Consider the following 16,078-nt stretch of genomic DNA (forward strand, 5'->3'; position numbering starts at 1 on the left):
CCCTCGCGGAAAACAAGTGTGTGCCCGAAAGCGGATCGCCCTACCGGAGTCGATCACCTCGTGCGAGGGAGTCCGGTCCGGGAGTTCCCGCTCGGGGCACGTGGCGAAGCCGGTTCAGGCCTCGCTCGGTACGACGTTGACAAACTTCCGGCCGCGCCTGCGCGCGAACTCCACCGAGCCGGCCGAGAGTGCGAACAGCGTGTCGTCGCCGCCGCGCCCCACGTTGCCGCCGGGGTGGAACTTGGTACCGCGCTGCCGCACCAGGATCTCGCCTGCGTTTACCTTCTGGCCGCCGAAACGCTTCACTCCCAGGAATTTGGGATTCGAGTCACGGCCGTTCCGAGAGTTGGACGCGCCCTTCTTGGTTGACATGTATTCTCACGCCCTCACTTGGTGATGCCGGTGACCTCGACGCGGGTCAGCTTCTGCCGATGTCCCAGCCGCTTGTGATAGCCGGTCTTGTTCTTGAACTTGTGGATCCGGATCTTGGGACCCTTGGTCTGCTCGACCAGCTTGCCGGTCACCGAGACCTTCCGCAGCGCTTCGGCGTCGGCGGTGACTTCGGAGCCGTCGACGACCATCAGCGCCGGGAGGGTGACCTCGGAACCCTGCTCGCCCTCGAGCTTCTCAACCTCGACGACGTCCCCGACGGCCACTTTGTACTGTTTGCCGCCGGTCTTGACGATCGCGTACATGAGTCGGAAGTCTCCTGCTGCTCGGTTTCGCTAGTTCACCAGTCTGCGACGGACGCCCTCCCCGGCTGTCCGGAGATCCCAGTACGCCGACCAGGCGGCGTCACAGGGGGTTCTCGCCACAGCGACGAAGCTGACCCTGCCGGGTGAGCCCCATTCGGATGAGCCCCGTCTCCTACAGGCGTGGAACCCCTGCCGCCCGTCCGGCGGCGAGAATTTCCCGCTTATCATACAGTCCGACATCCGGCGCCCCGCCGCAGGGGCCGAACCGTGCCGAGCCGGTGGGACAGTCGATCATTCCAGGGTTATCCCCGCACCCGGTATGAACAGTTTACCGCCACTGAGCTCGGCGTTGCGCACCACCGCGTCGCTGAACGTCAGCTCGGGCAGTTCCAGGAAGCCGAGATCCACGTCGGGCAGCAGGAACGCCTCGGGCGACATCTCCACGGGGACCAGCGGATAGCCGACCACGTTGAGCGTGCCGGTCAGTTTCTGGGTGTAGAGCTCGATGGGACCCTCGGTGATGGTCGACACCGACCCCGGGTCCGCCGCCACCCGGGCCACCTTGCCGTTGCCCAGGTCACCACGCTGCACGAGGTCGCGTATCAGCAGCTCGTCGACGGTGAAGTGCATCGTGCGCACCTGCTCACCAGCGACTTCCCGCATGACGAAACCGTGGTAGTGCACCCCGCGCAGCGTCAGGGAGCTCGCGGTCAGCGTCCAGCTGCGCCCCGGGCCCGGGCGTACGTCCGGGGATTGCTCCGAGGCGAGCGGGAGCCGGGTGTCCCCGTTCTCGGAAGGGGATGCCGTGGCACCGGTCTCCGTGGAAGCCGGGGGCGAGGAGCTCGTCCCGGTCTCCGTGGAAGATGCCTCTGATGCCGGGGGGACCGTGGATTCCGGAGACGCGGTTCCCTCCGGAGCAGCGGTGGTTTCCGGCCCTGCGGACGGTGAACCGGGTTCGCTCGGCGCCGCTTCCGAGCCCGACGGCTGCGGCTGTTGTGCCGCCACGAGAGCGGGCCGGGTCAACCCGCCCGCGCTTCCCAGCACCACCAGCCCGGCGAGCAGCGCGGCCACGGCGCCGACACGGGGATGAGGGGGCACCAGTCCCGACACTCGCCTCGGGCCGCCCCGCCGGGTTCGCTGTTCCTCCCTCACTTGTCTCCTTCGCCGATTCTCGTCGCCTCGGCCAACTCTGCCGTCTCCCCGCCGCGTGACCCGTTCTCCCGAGGAACCGGGGAGGGCTTGTACGCGGCAGGCCCCCGCCGACCACGCTCGGAGCGTTCGGAGTGGTCAGCGGTGGCTTCGCGGGTTTCGCGTCCCGGCGCGCGCCGGGGCGACCAGGCGATCGCGAGCGAGGAGCCGATCACCCCCAGCGTCGTTCCGACCAGGAAGGACCCGAGATTGACGACCACCAACGCGACCAAGGACAGCAACAGCGCCACGATGCCCGCGGACAACCGCCACTCGGGACGGATCCAGAACGACAGAGCACAGGCGATCATCACCACTCCGATCACCAGAGCGGAGATACCGGCCGTCGTACGCAGTGACACCTCGATATCGCCGAACTTCAACGAGGCGTAGGGCGGATACAACAGCAGCAGGGCCGCGAGCAGGGTGAACAGCCCACCCCAGAAGGGTCTCGTGCGACGCCAGCGCCGGAATCCGGCCAGTACGGCCGGGACACCGCCACGGTTGCCGATGGTTCCTCTCATCGTTGGTCCTCCCTCCCGGTGCGACCGAGCCGTGGGCCCGTTCCTTCTTCCCGAGCGGACGCGAGGCCGCCCGCCGCGTAATCAGAAGCGGTCCACCCCGTGATCAGAAGCAGGGGTGATGACCGGGTTTGGTCGTGATCTCGACGTCCCGGAGATTGAGCGTGGAGGCGGTGGTCGACCACGCCTGCTGCCGCAGACCGTCGATCCGCGCACCGGTGGCCTGGATACCGAACGCTCCAGGAGAACCGCCCACGCCCTCGGGGCCGAGGTCCAGCTGGGAAGCGTCCCTGCCGATCTGCACGTTGTTGAGGGTGAGGTCACCGTTGACCTTCTCCACTCCGAGCACGAGGCGCTGCGCCTCCATACCGCCGGGCGCCTCGATGCGGACAGTGGCATCACCGATCCCGGGCAGATCTTCCACCACGAAGGACTGGCAGAAATCACTCAGCTCGGCGTGCTTGAACGCGTTGACCAACACGGGGTGGTTCTTCTCGCCGGATCCCTTGTCATAGGCGCCGAATTGGGCCACTCCCTCGGCCACCAATTTGTCGGCCGACGCTTTGTAGGTGACTCCCGACACGGCGAAGTTGGCGGCCATCGCCCCCTTGGAAAGACCGGTCAGCATCAACGCGATCGCGGAAAAACTTCCGAGCAACACCAGCGCGAAGACGCGCCACCGGGTGCGCCCGTTGGACGCGTTGCCGTCATCGGTTTCGATCTCGCGATTCGCCGCCATGTATTCACCTCGGTGTGTGCGGTACTTGATCAGACAGTCCCCACCGGAGCGTTGCGACACAGAACACAGTGAGTGACCTGTATTACTCTTACCGAGGAGTAACCATAGACGGAAATCACAGCGAACACCATACCGTGACACTAAACACGAATGATTTTCGTGAAGTTAGTCACGCTCTGCCACTGTACGTGTCCAGGCGAACCGGCAAGGCCGCCACCCGAAACAACGATCTCGCTACGAGAATCTCGCACGAAAGAATCAGACGGAACCGATCAAGCTGTCCGCGCCCCACACGATTGAGTGGATATCGATCGCGAAGCGGAGGAAATCGAACACGGCGGCCGTCATCACCGAAGAGTTCGGCGAAGTCGAAGACGCGATCTCAACCGCCGCGAAAAACCGAAATCGGCCGGGACGGCGAAAGTCACGCACCGGGAGCGGTGTCGCCATGTCCCGGAAACCGTTTCCCGATTCGGGAAGAACCAACACCCGCGACGTGCCGAACGGGCAGATCGAACTCCACGCGCGATAAACGAAATATCGGACCTGCCCGAAAGGGCCGTCCGAACACCGCGGGTGTTTCCGCGGCACCGTCCAACGGCCGGTGGCTACCGGCGAACCGAACACCGGCTCGCAGACGTTCTCAGACGTGCCCGACCACCGAAGGACGCCCCTTGAGTCGGCCCATCGTCGGCCTCGGGTCGGCGCCCGGACGGTAACGGGCACGCGACGTGGTGGTGGGGCTCCCGCCTCGCCTTCTCCCGGGGAAGGACCGACGTGGTACAGCTGTCCACTCGATGTCGGTCCCACCCTGCGAGCGCGGGCGGGAAGGTCCGCCAACCGGGTGTCCCGGCGAACCGGGACGACAACACTCCGCTACGACCCGTCACGAAACGACCGGGTCGGTTTCACTCCGACTCGGAGCCCGTCCCCGCCGCCGCGGGAGGTCCGGCCGCACGTCCGGCCGCACGCCGGGACGAACGTTGTACCGGACCGGCGGAAACCGCCGTGGAACTCGTGGAGCCGGCGGGTTCGGAGACGTTGCCCTCGGTCCGCTCCGCGGGATCCAGCACGACAGGCTGTGGGGCCGTGCCGGTGATACCGGTCGGCCTGCTGGCCTTGCGTCTGCCCCGCTGAGCCGGTTCGGTTTCGTGCTGAGCGGCCTTGTCCGAAGTGGCGCCGTCCGCTCCGAGCTTGCCGGCGGCTGGCTCGGCAGCGGCGGCCCGCTGAGCCACCGGGGCCGACGAGGTCTCCGGAGCAGCCGAGGACTCCGACGAGCGCGCACTTCCGTTGGAAGCCGGTTCGGCAGCCGACTTGGCAGGCTGCTCGGCCACCACCTCCTTGGGGGCCTCGGCGGTCCGACGCACCGCCTGATCCGCGTTGCCCGAACCGTTCTGACGTCGCTGACGTCGACGGGAACGGGAGTCGGATCCGTTGTCACCGTCGGCACGGGTGGTCTCGCTCTCGGCCGCCGGGGTCTCCGCCCGAGCGGATTCCGTCACCTCACCGGTGCTCTCGGCCTGCTGACCCGACTTGTTGCGCTGCTTACCGCGGCGGGAGCCGCTCGTGGCCGTGACGTGCTGACTGTGATCGATCGGTTCCGTGGAAACAAGGACACCGCGCCCACGGCAGTGCTCACAGGTACTGCTGTAGGCCTCCAGCAGACCCGTACCGACCCGCTTGCGGGTCATCTGCACCAGACCGAGCGAGGTCACCTCGGCGACCTGATGCCGGGTCCGGTCCCGGCCGAGGCACTCGGTCAACCTGCGCAGCACCAGATCACGGTTGGCCTCCAGGACCATGTCGATGAAGTCGATGACGATGATGCCACCGATGTCGCGCAACCTGAGCTGACGCACGATCTCCTCGGCGGCCTCCAGGTTGTTGCGGGTCACCGTCTCCTCGAGATTTCCGCCGGAACCGGTGAACTTGCCGGTGTTGACGTCGATGACGGTCATCGCCTCGGTGCGGTCGACCACCAAGTATCCCCCGGAAGGCAACCAGACCTTGCGGTCGAGGGCCTTGGAGATCTGCTCGTCGATCCGGTACTCGGTGAAGACGTCCTTGGTGCCGACGTGCTTGCTCAGCCGGGTCAACAGATCCGGTGCCACGTGCTTGACGTAGGCCTCGATCGTTTCCCACGCCTGGCCGCCCTGCACCGCCAGCGAGGAGAAGTCCTCGGTGAACAGGTCCCGAACCACCTTGATCAGCAGGTCCGGTTCGGCGTAGAGCAGCTGCGGGGCCTGCGCTCCGGAGGACTCGGCCTTGTCCCGGATGTCCTCCCACTGCGCCTGCAGCCGACGGACGTCCCGGTCCAGCGCCTGCTCGCTGGTTCCTTCCGAGGCGGTGCGGATGATCACGCCCGAGTCCTCGGGGACGATCCGCTTGAGGATGTCCTTGAGCCGCTTGCGCTCGTTGTCCGGCAGTTTGCGGCTGATACCGGTGGCACCGCCGCCCGGCACGTACACCAGGAAACGTCCCGGAAGGCTGACCTGGGTGGTCAGCCTGGCGCCCTTGTGCCCCAGCGGATCCTTGGTGACCTGCACCAGCACGCTGTCTCCCGTGGAGAGGGCCTGCTCGATCCGGCGGGACTTGCCGGCCAGCCCGGCGGATTCCCAGTCGACCTCACCGGCGTAGAGCACCGCGTTACGGCCCCTGCCGATGTCGACGAACGCGGCCTCCATGCTCGGCAGCACGTTCTGCACGCGCCCCAGGTAGACGTTACCGACCAGTGAGCCACTGCCGGAGGAGGTCACGAAGTTCTCGACCAGGACGTCGTCCTCCAGGACGGCGACCTGGGTCTGTCCCTCGTTCTCACGCACGACCATCTTGCGGTCGACCGACTCCCTGCGTGCCAGGAACTCGGACTCGGACAGCACCGGAGCACGTTTGCGGCCCGCTTCCCTGCCGTCCCTGCGCCGCTGGCGCTTGGCCTCCAGCCGGGTGGAGCCCTTGACGGAGCGGACCTCGTCCTCCGCGTCCTGCCGGGAATTGTCGGGCGCGGTCTCGCGCACGTGCACGACGGTGTTCGGCGGATCGTCGTCCCGGCTGGCCACGTTCTCGGACTCACCCGAGGACTTGCGGCGCCTGCGTCGTCTGCGCTTGCTGCCGGCGCCACCACTGCCGGAGTCGGTGTCCTCGTCCACCGCATCGGAACGTTCGGCTTCCCGCTCGCTCGTCTCGGCCGGTTCCTCCGAGCCGGAGCCACGGGATCCCCCGCTCCGCTGACCGCTGGGCTTGTTCTCACCCTCCGCGGACTTGTCCTTCTTGTCCTTCTTGCTCTTCTTGTCCTTCTTGGGCCCCCGGGACGATTTCTCGACGTTGTCCGGTTCGGCCGTGGTCGCGGCTTCCGCGCCGGACTCGGAACCCGAGCCCTCGGAGTCGGCGGAACTCTCGGAGTCGCCCTCGCCGCCGCGCCCACGCCCACGACCACGCCTGCCCCGACGCCGCCGACGGCGCGTGGCGACGCTCTCGGACTGCTCCTCCTCCGAAGGCGTCCCGTCGTCGGAGTCCGAGGAGGGCTCCGCTGCCTCCGCCACGGCCTCGGTGGCGGATTCCGCGGATTCCGACCGCGATGACGAGCCCGTCTCGGACGGAGCCAGGAACATCGCCTGCGGGGCCGCGAAGGCCGGCGCGAACGCACTGTTGTCCGAAGTATCGTCGCCGGTGGCGGCGACCCCGTCGGAACCGCTGTCCCTACCCGTCCGCACCTCGTCGGAGGCGGTGCCGCTCTTCACTGCCGCATCCTCACCGCTGTCGGTTGCCGCCCCCTGGTCCGTCGTCGACGTGCCCGTGGCGGACCGCGCCTCGGACGCACTCGACTGCCGGGAACCGGAACCACCCGCCGAATGGCCGCCCCCGGCGTCCGACGTCGTGACCCGCTCGTCGGTGGCCCGCTGTTCGGACTTCCCCTCCGACTCGGACTGGATCCGGTCCGGACGCAACGAGCGCACCACGTTGAGCGCGACATCCCGGGTGATATTGGACTGCGCACTGCGCACGGACTCACCGAGTTCACCGAGTGTGGCTATGACCTCGCGGCTGGTGGCCCCCAGCATCTTGGCCAGCGCGTGTACCCGCAGCTTGGCGGGCATCTCGAAAGTCCGGTGAGCGGATTCGCCCTGTGCCCGCTCTTGCTGCTCCGATGTAGCCGAAGATCCGCTGGAGTTACCAGCGGACGTCTCCCTGTTCAACATTCAGCTCCTTCGCCCCCGGGCGCGTCCGACGCGGACGCGGCCGCACGAGGGTCTGCATACGTTCGCTGCCCTCCGCCACTGGTGGCGGTAATTCTGTTCGCTCCCCCTGCTTCCCTGGTCCGAACCCAGGAACCGCACGGTGGGTCGACGGCGCCCCCGCCGAAATCCGTCACCCTAGGGTGAGATCCACCTGTCGAGATCCGGCCGCCGCCCTGTCCTCGGACAGCGGTTCGGCGATCGCGCCTCCTCCGTCGGGCCGACCCTGCGCCAACCGTGTGGCTCGCGCAACCCCCGGCACGGGCGAGTCGGCGACGACGCGAAGGGCGTCGAGTACGTCGTCGGGTCGCACGACCGGAGTAGCATGCCGTACGACCATTACGATTATCCCATATTGTCTCGCGCGATCCGGGCAATCGTCCGTCTGTGGGGCGTCAACCGAAAAACGGTCACGCACCGCGTTCAACCGAACACCTCGCCCGGAAAAACCGTGGATCGGCAGACCACCACCGTGCCACGGGTTTCACAACACGTCGCCACTCGTGACGACATACTTCCACCGCCGCTCGGCTACCCGCTGCGACGGCCGGGAAACCGGTACCCGTGAGCGGACCGGTGGGGTACCGACCGGCGCACGGAGCCGGGTAACGCGTGCTCGAAAGTACGCGCCGGATCACGATGCGAGACGAACCGTGACTGATCACGTCCGAAGCTCCGGTCGAGAGCTATCCGCGGCGCCACGGCCGCGGCCTGGTAGTGACTCAGCGTTTCCTCCGTAGTCCGATCGAAGGTCCGCCCCGCCGAAACCGCTCGGGAGGCACCCCGCACCCTACAGCCTAGGCCGGGGGCACACGGCCGCTTCGAAAGCAGCGTTTCGGACGGTTTCCGGAGGCGTTCGAACCGCGAGGACCCGGCGGCCCCACAGCGGATCCGAAACCGACCACTCCGCCACAACCGAGGGGCCGTCCCCGCACGGTGGGACGGACCAGGTCGCTCGGAACGTCCGGTCAGAGGTCGCGAGTCAACCAGACCTCGTCCCTCGAATCACCTTCCCCCACGAGCAACGAACCGGGCCAGCGACCACGCTCGGTCCAACCCCGCTCGGTGTAGAAGCCCTCGGAGTCGGGGGCCGAACGCATCCGCAGCTGCAACCGGGTGATCCCCAGCGCACGGGCGTGCGACTCGGCGGCGTCCAGCAGCTGTGCACCGATGCCACGCTCGACCACCTGCGGATCGACCAGCAACCACTCCAGCTCGGCCCGGTGCCGCTCCACCGGGAGTTCTCCCGGCCGCAGCACCACCGCACCGGCGAGGGTGTGCTGCTTGCCCGCCGTGAGCACGTGGCGTCGTTTCGGCCTGGTGGAAGCGTCGTCGACGATCGCCTGCGCGGTCGTGGTCAGCGTCTCCAACTCGGCATCCGCGGTGAAACCGGTGGCACCGCCTGCCACGGTGACCCGCCCCAGCAGATCGGCCAGTGCCTGCGCCAGCTCGGGATGCGGCTGGTCCACCCGATGGGGGCCGCTGATGAACTCCGCTTCGGTCATGCCGACAGGTCCGGGAACCACAGCTTGAGTTCGCGCTCGGCCGACTCGGCGGAGTCGGAACCGTGCACCAGGTTGTACTGCACTTCCAGCCCGTAGTCGCCGCGCAGACTGCCCGCCTCGGCCTTCTCCACCGGGTCGGTGCCGCCCGCGAGCTGCCGGAAAGCGGCGACGGCCTTGGGGCCCTCCACAACGGCGGCCACCACGGGCCCCGACATGATGAACTCCAGCAGCGAACCGAAGAAAGGCTTGCCGTCGTGCTCGGCGTAGTGCTGCTCGGCGAGTTGTTGGTCGACCTGGCGCATTTCGAGCGCGACCAGCTTGAGCCCCTTGCGCTCGATTCGGCTGATCACCTCACCGACCAGGCCTCGCTCGACGCCATCGGGTTTGACGAGGACGAGAGTGCGCTCGCTCAACGGGTGTTCTCCTTGGTTTGCTGGGGCCGTCGCGGGCCCGGCCGACAACGGTCGATGCTTACGTTGTCAAGGGTATTCGCAACCGGTGCGCTACCGATGGGGTGGGTAGCTCCCCCCACTGTCAAGTCTGGTCCGCGATTCGTTCGCACGATAGCTTCTGGTCAAGCATACCGACCGGCTGGTCTGTCGCCGAGTGATGAGGAGCCCCGCATGCGCGCCGCCGTACACACCGCAGCGAACGAACCGCTGCGGATCGAGGAGATCGAAGCAGAGCGTCCCGCCGAGGGTGAGGTTGCCATCGACGTGACTTCCTGCGGTGCGTGCCACTCGGACCTGCACGTGCTGAAGGGCGAGTTGCCGTTTCCCACCCCCGCGGTGCTCGGCCACGAGGTCGCCGGGGTGATCAGCGAGCTGGGAAGTTCGGTCAGCGGTCTGGAGGTCGGTGACCGCGTGGTCACCAGCTTCATCATGCCGTGCGGCAGATGCGCGCAGTGCGCGGCGGGCAACGAGGAGATCTGCCTGGAGTTCTTCGCCTACAACCGCGCCAAGGGGCAGCTCTACGACGGGCGGACCAGGCTCTCGCGCGGCGACGGTGAACCTGTGTGGATGTACTCGATGGGTGGGCTGGCCCAACGCGCGGTCACCCCCGCCACCTCGGTGTACCGGGTGCCGGACGGGGTGGAGCTTACGGACGTGGCGGCTGTCGGCTGTTCGACCATGACCGCCTACGGGGCGCTGCGGCACGCCGCCGACGTGCGGGTGGGCGACACGGTGGCCGTGGTCGCTGCCGGAGGCGTGGGATCGGCGCTGATCCAGCTGGCGCGGGTCTTCGGGGCCGCCGAGATCATCGCGGTGGACGTCGCGGCGGAGAAGTTGGAGGCGGCTCGGGAGCTCGGCGCCACCAGCACGGTCAACTCGACCGAGACGGACCCGGCGACGGCGGTCCGCGAACTCACCGGTGGACGCGGTGTGGACGTCGCCTTCGAGGCGCTGGGCTCGTCCCGGACCTTCGAGGTGGCGCGGGACTCGGTGGTCGAGGGCGGTCAGGTCGTCGTGGTGGGCATCGCGCCGCCCGGTGACATGGGAGAGCTGAACCTGGGCACCATCGCCCGACGCAAACTGCAGGTCAAGGGCTCCTACGGCGCCAAACCCCGCAGGGACATGCCGGTGCTGCTGGATCTGGTGGCCCGTGGACTGCTGCGGCCGCAGGACGCGATCAGCGAGCACTACCCGCTGGAGCGGGCGGCCGAGGCATTCGCCGCGCTGGACCGGGGGGAGATCCGCGGGAGGGCCGTGATCGACGTGGCGTAATGATTACTTCGGCGTCTCGGGAGCTTGGCGGGGTGGTCGAAGTGGCGGAACCTCTCGTACGGCTCTCGCTGCGGCGAAGCCCGAGATCGAGTAGTTACTGCGGGAGGGGTTCGCCATCGAGGTCTGCGACACCCGTGAGGAGAGCTTCAGCCCAGCGGGTGGCGCCAGCGGAGTCCGGGGTAGCGGGCGAACCCGCGATCGGCGGTGATCCATTCGCAGCCGTGCTCGATGGCGATGGCTGCGAGGTAAGCGTCCGGAACGAGGTTCCCCTTGGCCTCGGCCTTGCGACACAGCTCGGTGAAGATCTCCCAGTGGCGCGGGCCGGGTTCGGCGGGGACGAAAGCGGGCGCGGAACGGATGGTGGCAACCATGTCGAGCGCCGACTCGACCGACAGTGGACGATCGAAGATCTTCTTGTTCGTCACGATCCGCACGTACCCACTGAACACCAGCGAAGGTATCGCCAGCGGTACCGGGCCGTTCAGCGCCTCCTGCAGCCAACGATAGTACTCGGGTTGCTCGGCGAATGAGACGTTCTGCGAGTTGACCAGAACGTTCACGTCACAAGCGATCAATCCTGGTTCTCCATCATTTCGAGCAGCGCGGCGTTGTCGTTCAGGTCGACGCCGGGACGCACTCCGCCGAGATCATAGGTCGGCAGCGTGAATTCGGACCCGGTGTCACTGCTCATGCGGGCGTACTGTAGCTCGGCGAAACGAAGGTCCTGTTCGATCAGCGCGCTGACCGTGGTCTGCTGCTCGAGAGCACGCGACTTGAGCTCACCGAGCAGCTGTTCGTCTATCGTGATCGTCGTCCTCGTAGTGCTCATACATCCAAGCATAACCAGCATGCACACTGATGCGCATCGCTCGAACGAGCGAGATCCGAGGAAGGCCGTCGGACGAATCCCTGGGGCGGCACGACCGCGAGCGGCCTCACTCCGGCGGCGGGTAGCCGGGCGGGTGGCCGAGCTGGTCGGCCAACCGCCCCTCCCGCATCCGCTTGGCCACGTCGTGCCGCACGTACAGGATGTAGCCCCAGATGAGCGCGAAGACCACTCCCATGATCCCCACCGCCGGGTGCACGAAGTAGCAGCCGATCAGGCACAGCTGCAGCGCCAGCGCCACACCGAGCCCCCACCGGCGGCCCTGCACCCCGCTCGCCGCCAGCAGCAGCACGGTCAGCACCGCGACCACGACGAACCCGGCGCTGCTCACTCCCGCCCCGAGCTGCCAGACCACCGGCAGCGCCAGGCCGAACACGATGAACTCCAGCACCAGCGTGCCCGCCATGATGCCGCGCAGCCCCTTCCAGGGATCGCGCACCTCGGGCGGCGCCTCGGGAAGTCCCGAGGAACGCCGCCCGGATTCCTCGCCGGGGGAATCACGCTGGTCGCTCACGTGGGCTCCTTGCCGAACAGGGCGCGGGCCTCGCCCGCGGTGACCACCGAACCGGTGATCACGATTCCCGCCCCCGAGATGGACTCGCTCGGATCGGTGGTGTGCTCGGCGAGGCTGATCGCCGAGGCGACCGCGTCGTCCAGCCTCGGCTCGGTGTGCACCCGATCCCTGCCGAACAGTTCCTCGGCCAGCACCGCCAGATCGTCCGGGTCCATGGACCGAGGCGCGGAGTTGCGGGTGACGACGAGTTCCTCGAACACCGGTTCCAGTTCCGCCAGGATACCCCTGGCGTCCTTGTCGGCCATGACACCGACCACGCCGATCAGCCGCCGGAACGAGAACTCGGAACTGACGGCGTCGGCCAGCGCACGCGCGCCGTGGGGATTGTGCGCGGCGTCGACCAGCACGCTGGGGGCGGAGCGCACCCGCTCCAGCCTGCCGGGAGTGATCACCTCGGCGAAGGCGTCCCTGACCTGCTCGATGTCGAGCTGGCGCTCCGAACCGGCGCCGAAGAACGCCTCCACGGCGGCCAGCGCCAGCGCCGCGTTGTGCGCCTGGTGCTCACCGTGCACGGGCAGGAAAACGTCCTCGTAGACGCCGCCCAGCCCCTGCAGCCGCAGCATCTGGCCGCCGACGGCCACGGAGCGCTCCAGCACGCCGAACTCGTGGCCCGCGCGGGCCACGGTGGCGTCGACCTCGGCCACCCGTCGCAGGATCGGCTCCTGCGCCTCGGGGGTCTGCGAGGCCAGCACCACCACCGAACCCTCCTTGATGATTCCCGCCTTCTCCTCGGCGATGTCCGCCACGTCGTTGCCGAGGTACTCGGCGTGGTCCAGCGAGATCGGGCACAGCACCGCGACCTGGGCGTCGGCGACGTTGGTGGCGTCCCAGCCGCCTCCCATGCCGACCTCCAGCACGGCCGTCTCCACCGGGGCCTCGGCGAAGGCGGCGAAGGCCATGCCGGTCAGCACCTCGAACTTGCTCATCGGGACCTCGCTGTTGGAGTCCACGATGGACACGTACGGCGCGATGTCGCGGTAGGCCTCGACGTAGCCGGCCGGGCTGATCGGGGCGCCGTCGATGCTGATGCGCTCGGTGACCAGCTGCAGGTGCGGGCTGCTGTAGCGCCCGACCCGCAGGCCGATGCGGCTCAGCAGCGCGTCGACCATGCGGGCGGTGGAGGATTTGCCGTTGGTCCCCCCTACGTGTACGACCGGGTAGCCACGCTGCGGCTCGGCGAGCAGATCGGTCAGCGCCCTGATCCGGTCCAGCGTGGGCTCGATCTTGGTTTCGGGCCAGCGCTCGTTGAGCTCGGACTCGACGACCCGCAGTTCCTGCAGGTTGCCGGGCTCGGAGTCGGCCACCAATTCACTCTCCTCCCAGGTGCGGCCGTCCCGCTCGACGGCCGCACCGGACACGGTCACGCCCCCGGAAGCGATTCCAGCCGGGTGTTGATTCGTTCGATCTCGGCGAGCGCGTTGGCGCGCCGCGTACGGATCTTCTCCACGACCTCGTCGGGTGCCTTCTCGGTGAACGAGGGATTGTTCAGTTTCTGCTCGGTACCGGCGAGTTCCTTCTCGGCGGCCTCGAGGTCCTTGTTCAGGCGCTTGCGCTCCGCCGCGACGTCCACCGCCCCCGACAGGTCCAGCCGCACGGCCACGTCGCCGCCGGCCAGGCCGACCTTCAGCTCCGAGGACGCGTTGAAGTTCTCCCCCGGTTCGGTGAGCTTGACCAGCGCACGGATCGCCGCCTCGTGCTCGGCGATGCCGACTTCGGACAGCCCCTCCAGTTCGGCCGCGACCTTCTGATTGGGTTTGACCCCCTGATCAGCCCGGAACCTGCGTATCTCGGTGACCAGCGAGCGAACCGCGTCGATCCGCTCGGCCGCCGCGGTGTCGGCCGGGTGCCGTGTCGGGGTGGGCCAGTCGGCGATGACGACCGACTCCCGACCGGTCAGCGCCGTCCACAGCGCCTCGGTCACGAACGGGATCGTGGGGTGCAGCAGCCGCAGCAGGACGTCGAGCACGTGGCCGAGCACCTCTCGGGTGGCCTCGGCGCGCCGCCCGCCCTCGTCCAGCTGGACCTTGGAAAGCTCCACGTACCAGTCGCAGAACTCGTCCCAGGTGAAGTGGTAGAGCGCCTCGACCGACTTGGCGAACTGGAAGTCCTCCAGCAGCTCGTCCACCTCGGTGACCAACGCGTCCGCCCGGTCCAGGATCCAGCGATCGGCGTCGGTGAGCTCGGCGCGGTCCGGCAGCCGCTCGGGGACGTGGGCGTCCTTGCCGAGGGCGAACTTGGTGGCGTTGAACAGCTTGGTAACGAAGCTGCGCGCCCCGGCGACCCACTCGTCGCTCATCGGGGCGTCGGCGCCGGGGTTGGCTCCCCTGGCGAGCGTGAACCGCACGGCGTCGGTGCCGTAGGTCTCGATCCACTGCAACGGGTCCACGGTGTTGCCGGAGGACTTCGACATCTTCTTGCCGTGCTTGTCCCGCACGATGCCGTGCAGCGCGATCCTGCGGAACGGCACGGCCTGCTCCGGCTCGCGGTCGGACATGCCGTAGAGCCCCAGCATCATCATCCGCGCCACCCAGAAGAACAGGATGTCGTAGCCGGTGACCAGCACGCTGGTGGGGTAGAACTTGCGCAGGTCGGCGGTGTCGTCCGGCCACCCCAGGGTGGAGAACGGCCACAGCCCGGAGGAGAACCAGGTGTCGAGCACGTCCTCGTCCTGGTGCCACCCCTCGCCGGTGGGCGGCTGCTCGTCCGGGCCGACGCAGACGACCTCGCCTCCCGGCCCGTACCAGATGGGGATGCGGTGGCCCCACCACATCTGCCTGGAGATGGCCCAGTCGTGCAGGTTGTCGATCCAGTCGAAGTAGCGCTTGGCCAGTTCGGGCGGGTGCACCTCGACCCGGCCGTCGCGCACCGCGTCCCCGGCGGCCTTCGCCAGCGGGCCGACCTTGACGAACCACTGCATGGAGAGCCGCGGCTCGATGGGCTCCTTGGAGCGCGAGCTGTGGCCCACGCTGTGGGTGTAGGGGCGCTTCTCCGCGACGATGCGGTCCTGCTCGCGCAGGGCCTCCCGCACGGCGACGCGGGCCTCGAACCGGTCCATGCCGTCGAACCGGGTGCCGGTTCCGGCGATGCGCCCGCGTTCGTCCATGATCGTCGGCATGGGCAGGTCGTGCCTGCGGCCGATCTCGAAGTCGTTGGGGTCGTGCGCCGGGGTCACCTTGACGGCGCCGCTGCCGAACTCCGGATCGACGTGCTCGTCGGCCACGATCGGGATCCCGCGTCCGGTCAGCGGGAGCTCGATCTCGGTACCGATCAGGTGGCGGTAGCGCTCGTCGTCGGGATGCACCGCGACCGCCGTGTCACCGAGCATGGTCTCCACCCGGGTGGTGGCCACCTCGAGCGCCGAGTCCCCGTCGCCGTAGCGCATGGTGACGAGCTCGCCCTCGACCTCGCGGTGTTCGACCTCGATGTCGGAGATGGCGGTACGCATCTCCGGCGACCAGTTGACCAGCTGTTCGGCGCGGTAGATCAGCCCGTCGTCGTAGAGCCGCTTGAACATCGTGTCGACGGCGCGGGAGAGTCCGGAGTCCATGGTGAACCGCTCGCGGGTCCAGTCCACCCCGTCACCGAGGTGACGCATCTGGGACAGGATCGAACCGCCGTGCTGTTCCTTCCACTGCCAGACCCGTTCCAGGAAGCCCTCCCGGCCGAGCTCGCGGTGGTCGATGCCCTCCTGCTGCAGCTGTCGTTCGACCAGCGCCTGCACCGCGATGCTGGCGTGGTCCATGCCGGGCAGCCAGAGAGCCTCGTAGCCCTGCATCCTGCGGCGTCGCGTGAGCAGATCCATCAGGGTGTGCTCGAACGCGTGACCGATGTGCAGGCTGCCGGTGACGTTCGGCGGGGGGATGACGATCGAGAACGGCGGGCGGTCGCTGTCCGCGTCAGCGGTGAAGTATCCGGCGTCTACCCAGCGCTGATACAGCTCGGCCTCTACGTCGGCCGGGTTCCAGGTCGACGGAAGTTCACGGGGCTGTGCTGGGCTGGTCTGTGTCACACCGG

At 68.0% G+C, this 16,078-nt stretch carries 15 protein-coding genes; 1 reads left to right on the forward strand and 14 read right to left on the reverse strand.

Going from position 1 to position 16,078, the window contains the following annotated elements:
* Positions 1-114: 114 nt before the first annotated feature.
* The 9 genes from rpmA to ndk form a co-directional block, all read right to left on the reverse strand.
* The gene (gene rpmA, locus BM394_RS06920) at positions 115-372 is read right to left on the reverse strand and encodes a 50S ribosomal protein L27 (RefSeq protein WP_092923565.1); all 258 of its coding nucleotides are present in this window, start codon (positions 370-372) and stop codon (positions 115-117) included.
* 14 nt (positions 373-386) lie between these two features.
* Positions 387-695 (reverse strand): 50S ribosomal protein L21, encoded by a 309-nt coding sequence (gene rplU, locus BM394_RS06925; RefSeq protein WP_092630791.1) that lies wholly within the window; start codon positions 693-695, stop codon positions 387-389.
* Positions 696-986: 291 nt separating this feature from the next.
* Positions 987-1,847 (reverse strand): hypothetical protein, encoded by an 861-nt coding sequence (locus BM394_RS22980; protein WP_217643394.1) that lies wholly within the window; start codon positions 1,845-1,847, stop codon positions 987-989.
* Positions 1,844-2,407 carry a DUF6114 domain-containing protein gene (locus BM394_RS06935; RefSeq protein WP_245780026.1) on the reverse strand — a complete coding sequence of 188 codons (564 nt, stop codon included), beginning with the start codon at positions 2,405-2,407 and terminating at the stop codon, positions 1,844-1,846. The genes BM394_RS22980 and BM394_RS06935 overlap by 4 nt, the downstream gene beginning before the upstream one ends.
* Before the next feature lie 103 nt (positions 2,408-2,510).
* On the reverse strand, positions 2,511-3,143 hold the full coding sequence (locus tag BM394_RS06940; protein WP_092975567.1) for a DUF6230 family protein: 633 nt from the start codon (positions 3,141-3,143) through the stop codon (positions 2,511-2,513).
* Positions 3,144-3,401: 258 nt separating this feature from the next.
* Positions 3,402-3,593: a hypothetical protein gene (locus BM394_RS22340; RefSeq protein ID WP_139235158.1), complete on the reverse strand. Its 192-nt coding sequence runs from the start codon at positions 3,591-3,593 to the stop codon at positions 3,402-3,404.
* A gap of 458 nt (positions 3,594-4,051) precedes the next feature.
* Complete coding sequence (locus BM394_RS06945) at positions 4,052-7,339, reverse strand: translation initiation factor IF-2 N-terminal domain-containing protein (protein WP_092975569.1); 3,288 nt, start codon at positions 7,337-7,339, stop codon at positions 4,052-4,054.
* A gap of 1,004 nt (positions 7,340-8,343) precedes the next feature.
* Entirely contained in the window at positions 8,344-8,880 is a 537-nt protein-coding gene (locus BM394_RS06955; protein WP_092975572.1) for a GNAT family N-acetyltransferase, read from the reverse strand.
* Positions 8,877-9,293, reverse strand: coding sequence for a nucleoside-diphosphate kinase (gene ndk, locus BM394_RS06960; RefSeq protein WP_092975575.1), 417 nt, complete (start codon positions 9,291-9,293; stop codon positions 8,877-8,879). The genes BM394_RS06955 and ndk overlap by 4 nt, the downstream gene beginning before the upstream one ends.
* A gap of 210 nt (positions 9,294-9,503) precedes the next feature.
* Here ndk and BM394_RS06965 point away from each other — a divergent pair, with 210 nt between their 5' ends.
* On the forward strand, positions 9,504-10,604 hold the full coding sequence (locus tag BM394_RS06965; protein WP_092975578.1) for a zinc-binding dehydrogenase: 1,101 nt from the start codon (positions 9,504-9,506) through the stop codon (positions 10,602-10,604).
* A 146-nt stretch (positions 10,605-10,750) separates the two neighbouring features.
* Here the strand turns inward: BM394_RS06965 and BM394_RS06970 are convergent, their stop codons facing one another.
* The 5 genes from BM394_RS06970 to BM394_RS06990 form a co-directional block, all read right to left on the reverse strand.
* The gene (locus tag BM394_RS06970) at positions 10,751-11,179 is read right to left on the reverse strand and encodes a type II toxin-antitoxin system VapC family toxin (RefSeq protein WP_092975581.1); all 429 of its coding nucleotides are present in this window, start codon (positions 11,177-11,179) and stop codon (positions 10,751-10,753) included.
* On the reverse strand, positions 11,176-11,433 hold the full coding sequence (locus BM394_RS06975) for a ribbon-helix-helix protein, CopG family (protein ID WP_092975584.1): 258 nt from the start codon (positions 11,431-11,433) through the stop codon (positions 11,176-11,178). Before BM394_RS06975 ends, BM394_RS06970 begins: the two co-directional genes overlap by 4 nt.
* Before the next feature lie 106 nt (positions 11,434-11,539).
* A complete protein-coding gene (locus BM394_RS06980; RefSeq protein WP_245780027.1) occupies positions 11,540-12,004 on the reverse strand; it encodes a DUF4233 domain-containing protein in 465 nt (154 codons plus the stop codon).
* Complete coding sequence (folC, locus tag BM394_RS06985) at positions 12,001-13,368, reverse strand: bifunctional tetrahydrofolate synthase/dihydrofolate synthase (protein ID WP_092976260.1); 1,368 nt, start codon at positions 13,366-13,368, stop codon at positions 12,001-12,003. Before folC ends, BM394_RS06980 begins: the two co-directional genes overlap by 4 nt.
* 56 nt (positions 13,369-13,424) lie before the next feature.
* Positions 13,425-16,073, reverse strand: a complete 2,649-nt coding sequence (locus tag BM394_RS06990; RefSeq protein ID WP_092975587.1) for a valine--tRNA ligase — start codon at positions 16,071-16,073, stop codon at positions 13,425-13,427.
* Between the last annotated feature and the right edge of the window lie 5 nt (positions 16,074-16,078).

The sequence above is a fragment of the Actinopolyspora lacussalsi subsp. righensis genome, assembly GCF_900116555.1.
GTDB lineage: Bacteria > Actinomycetota > Actinomycetes > Mycobacteriales > Pseudonocardiaceae > Actinopolyspora > Actinopolyspora lacussalsi.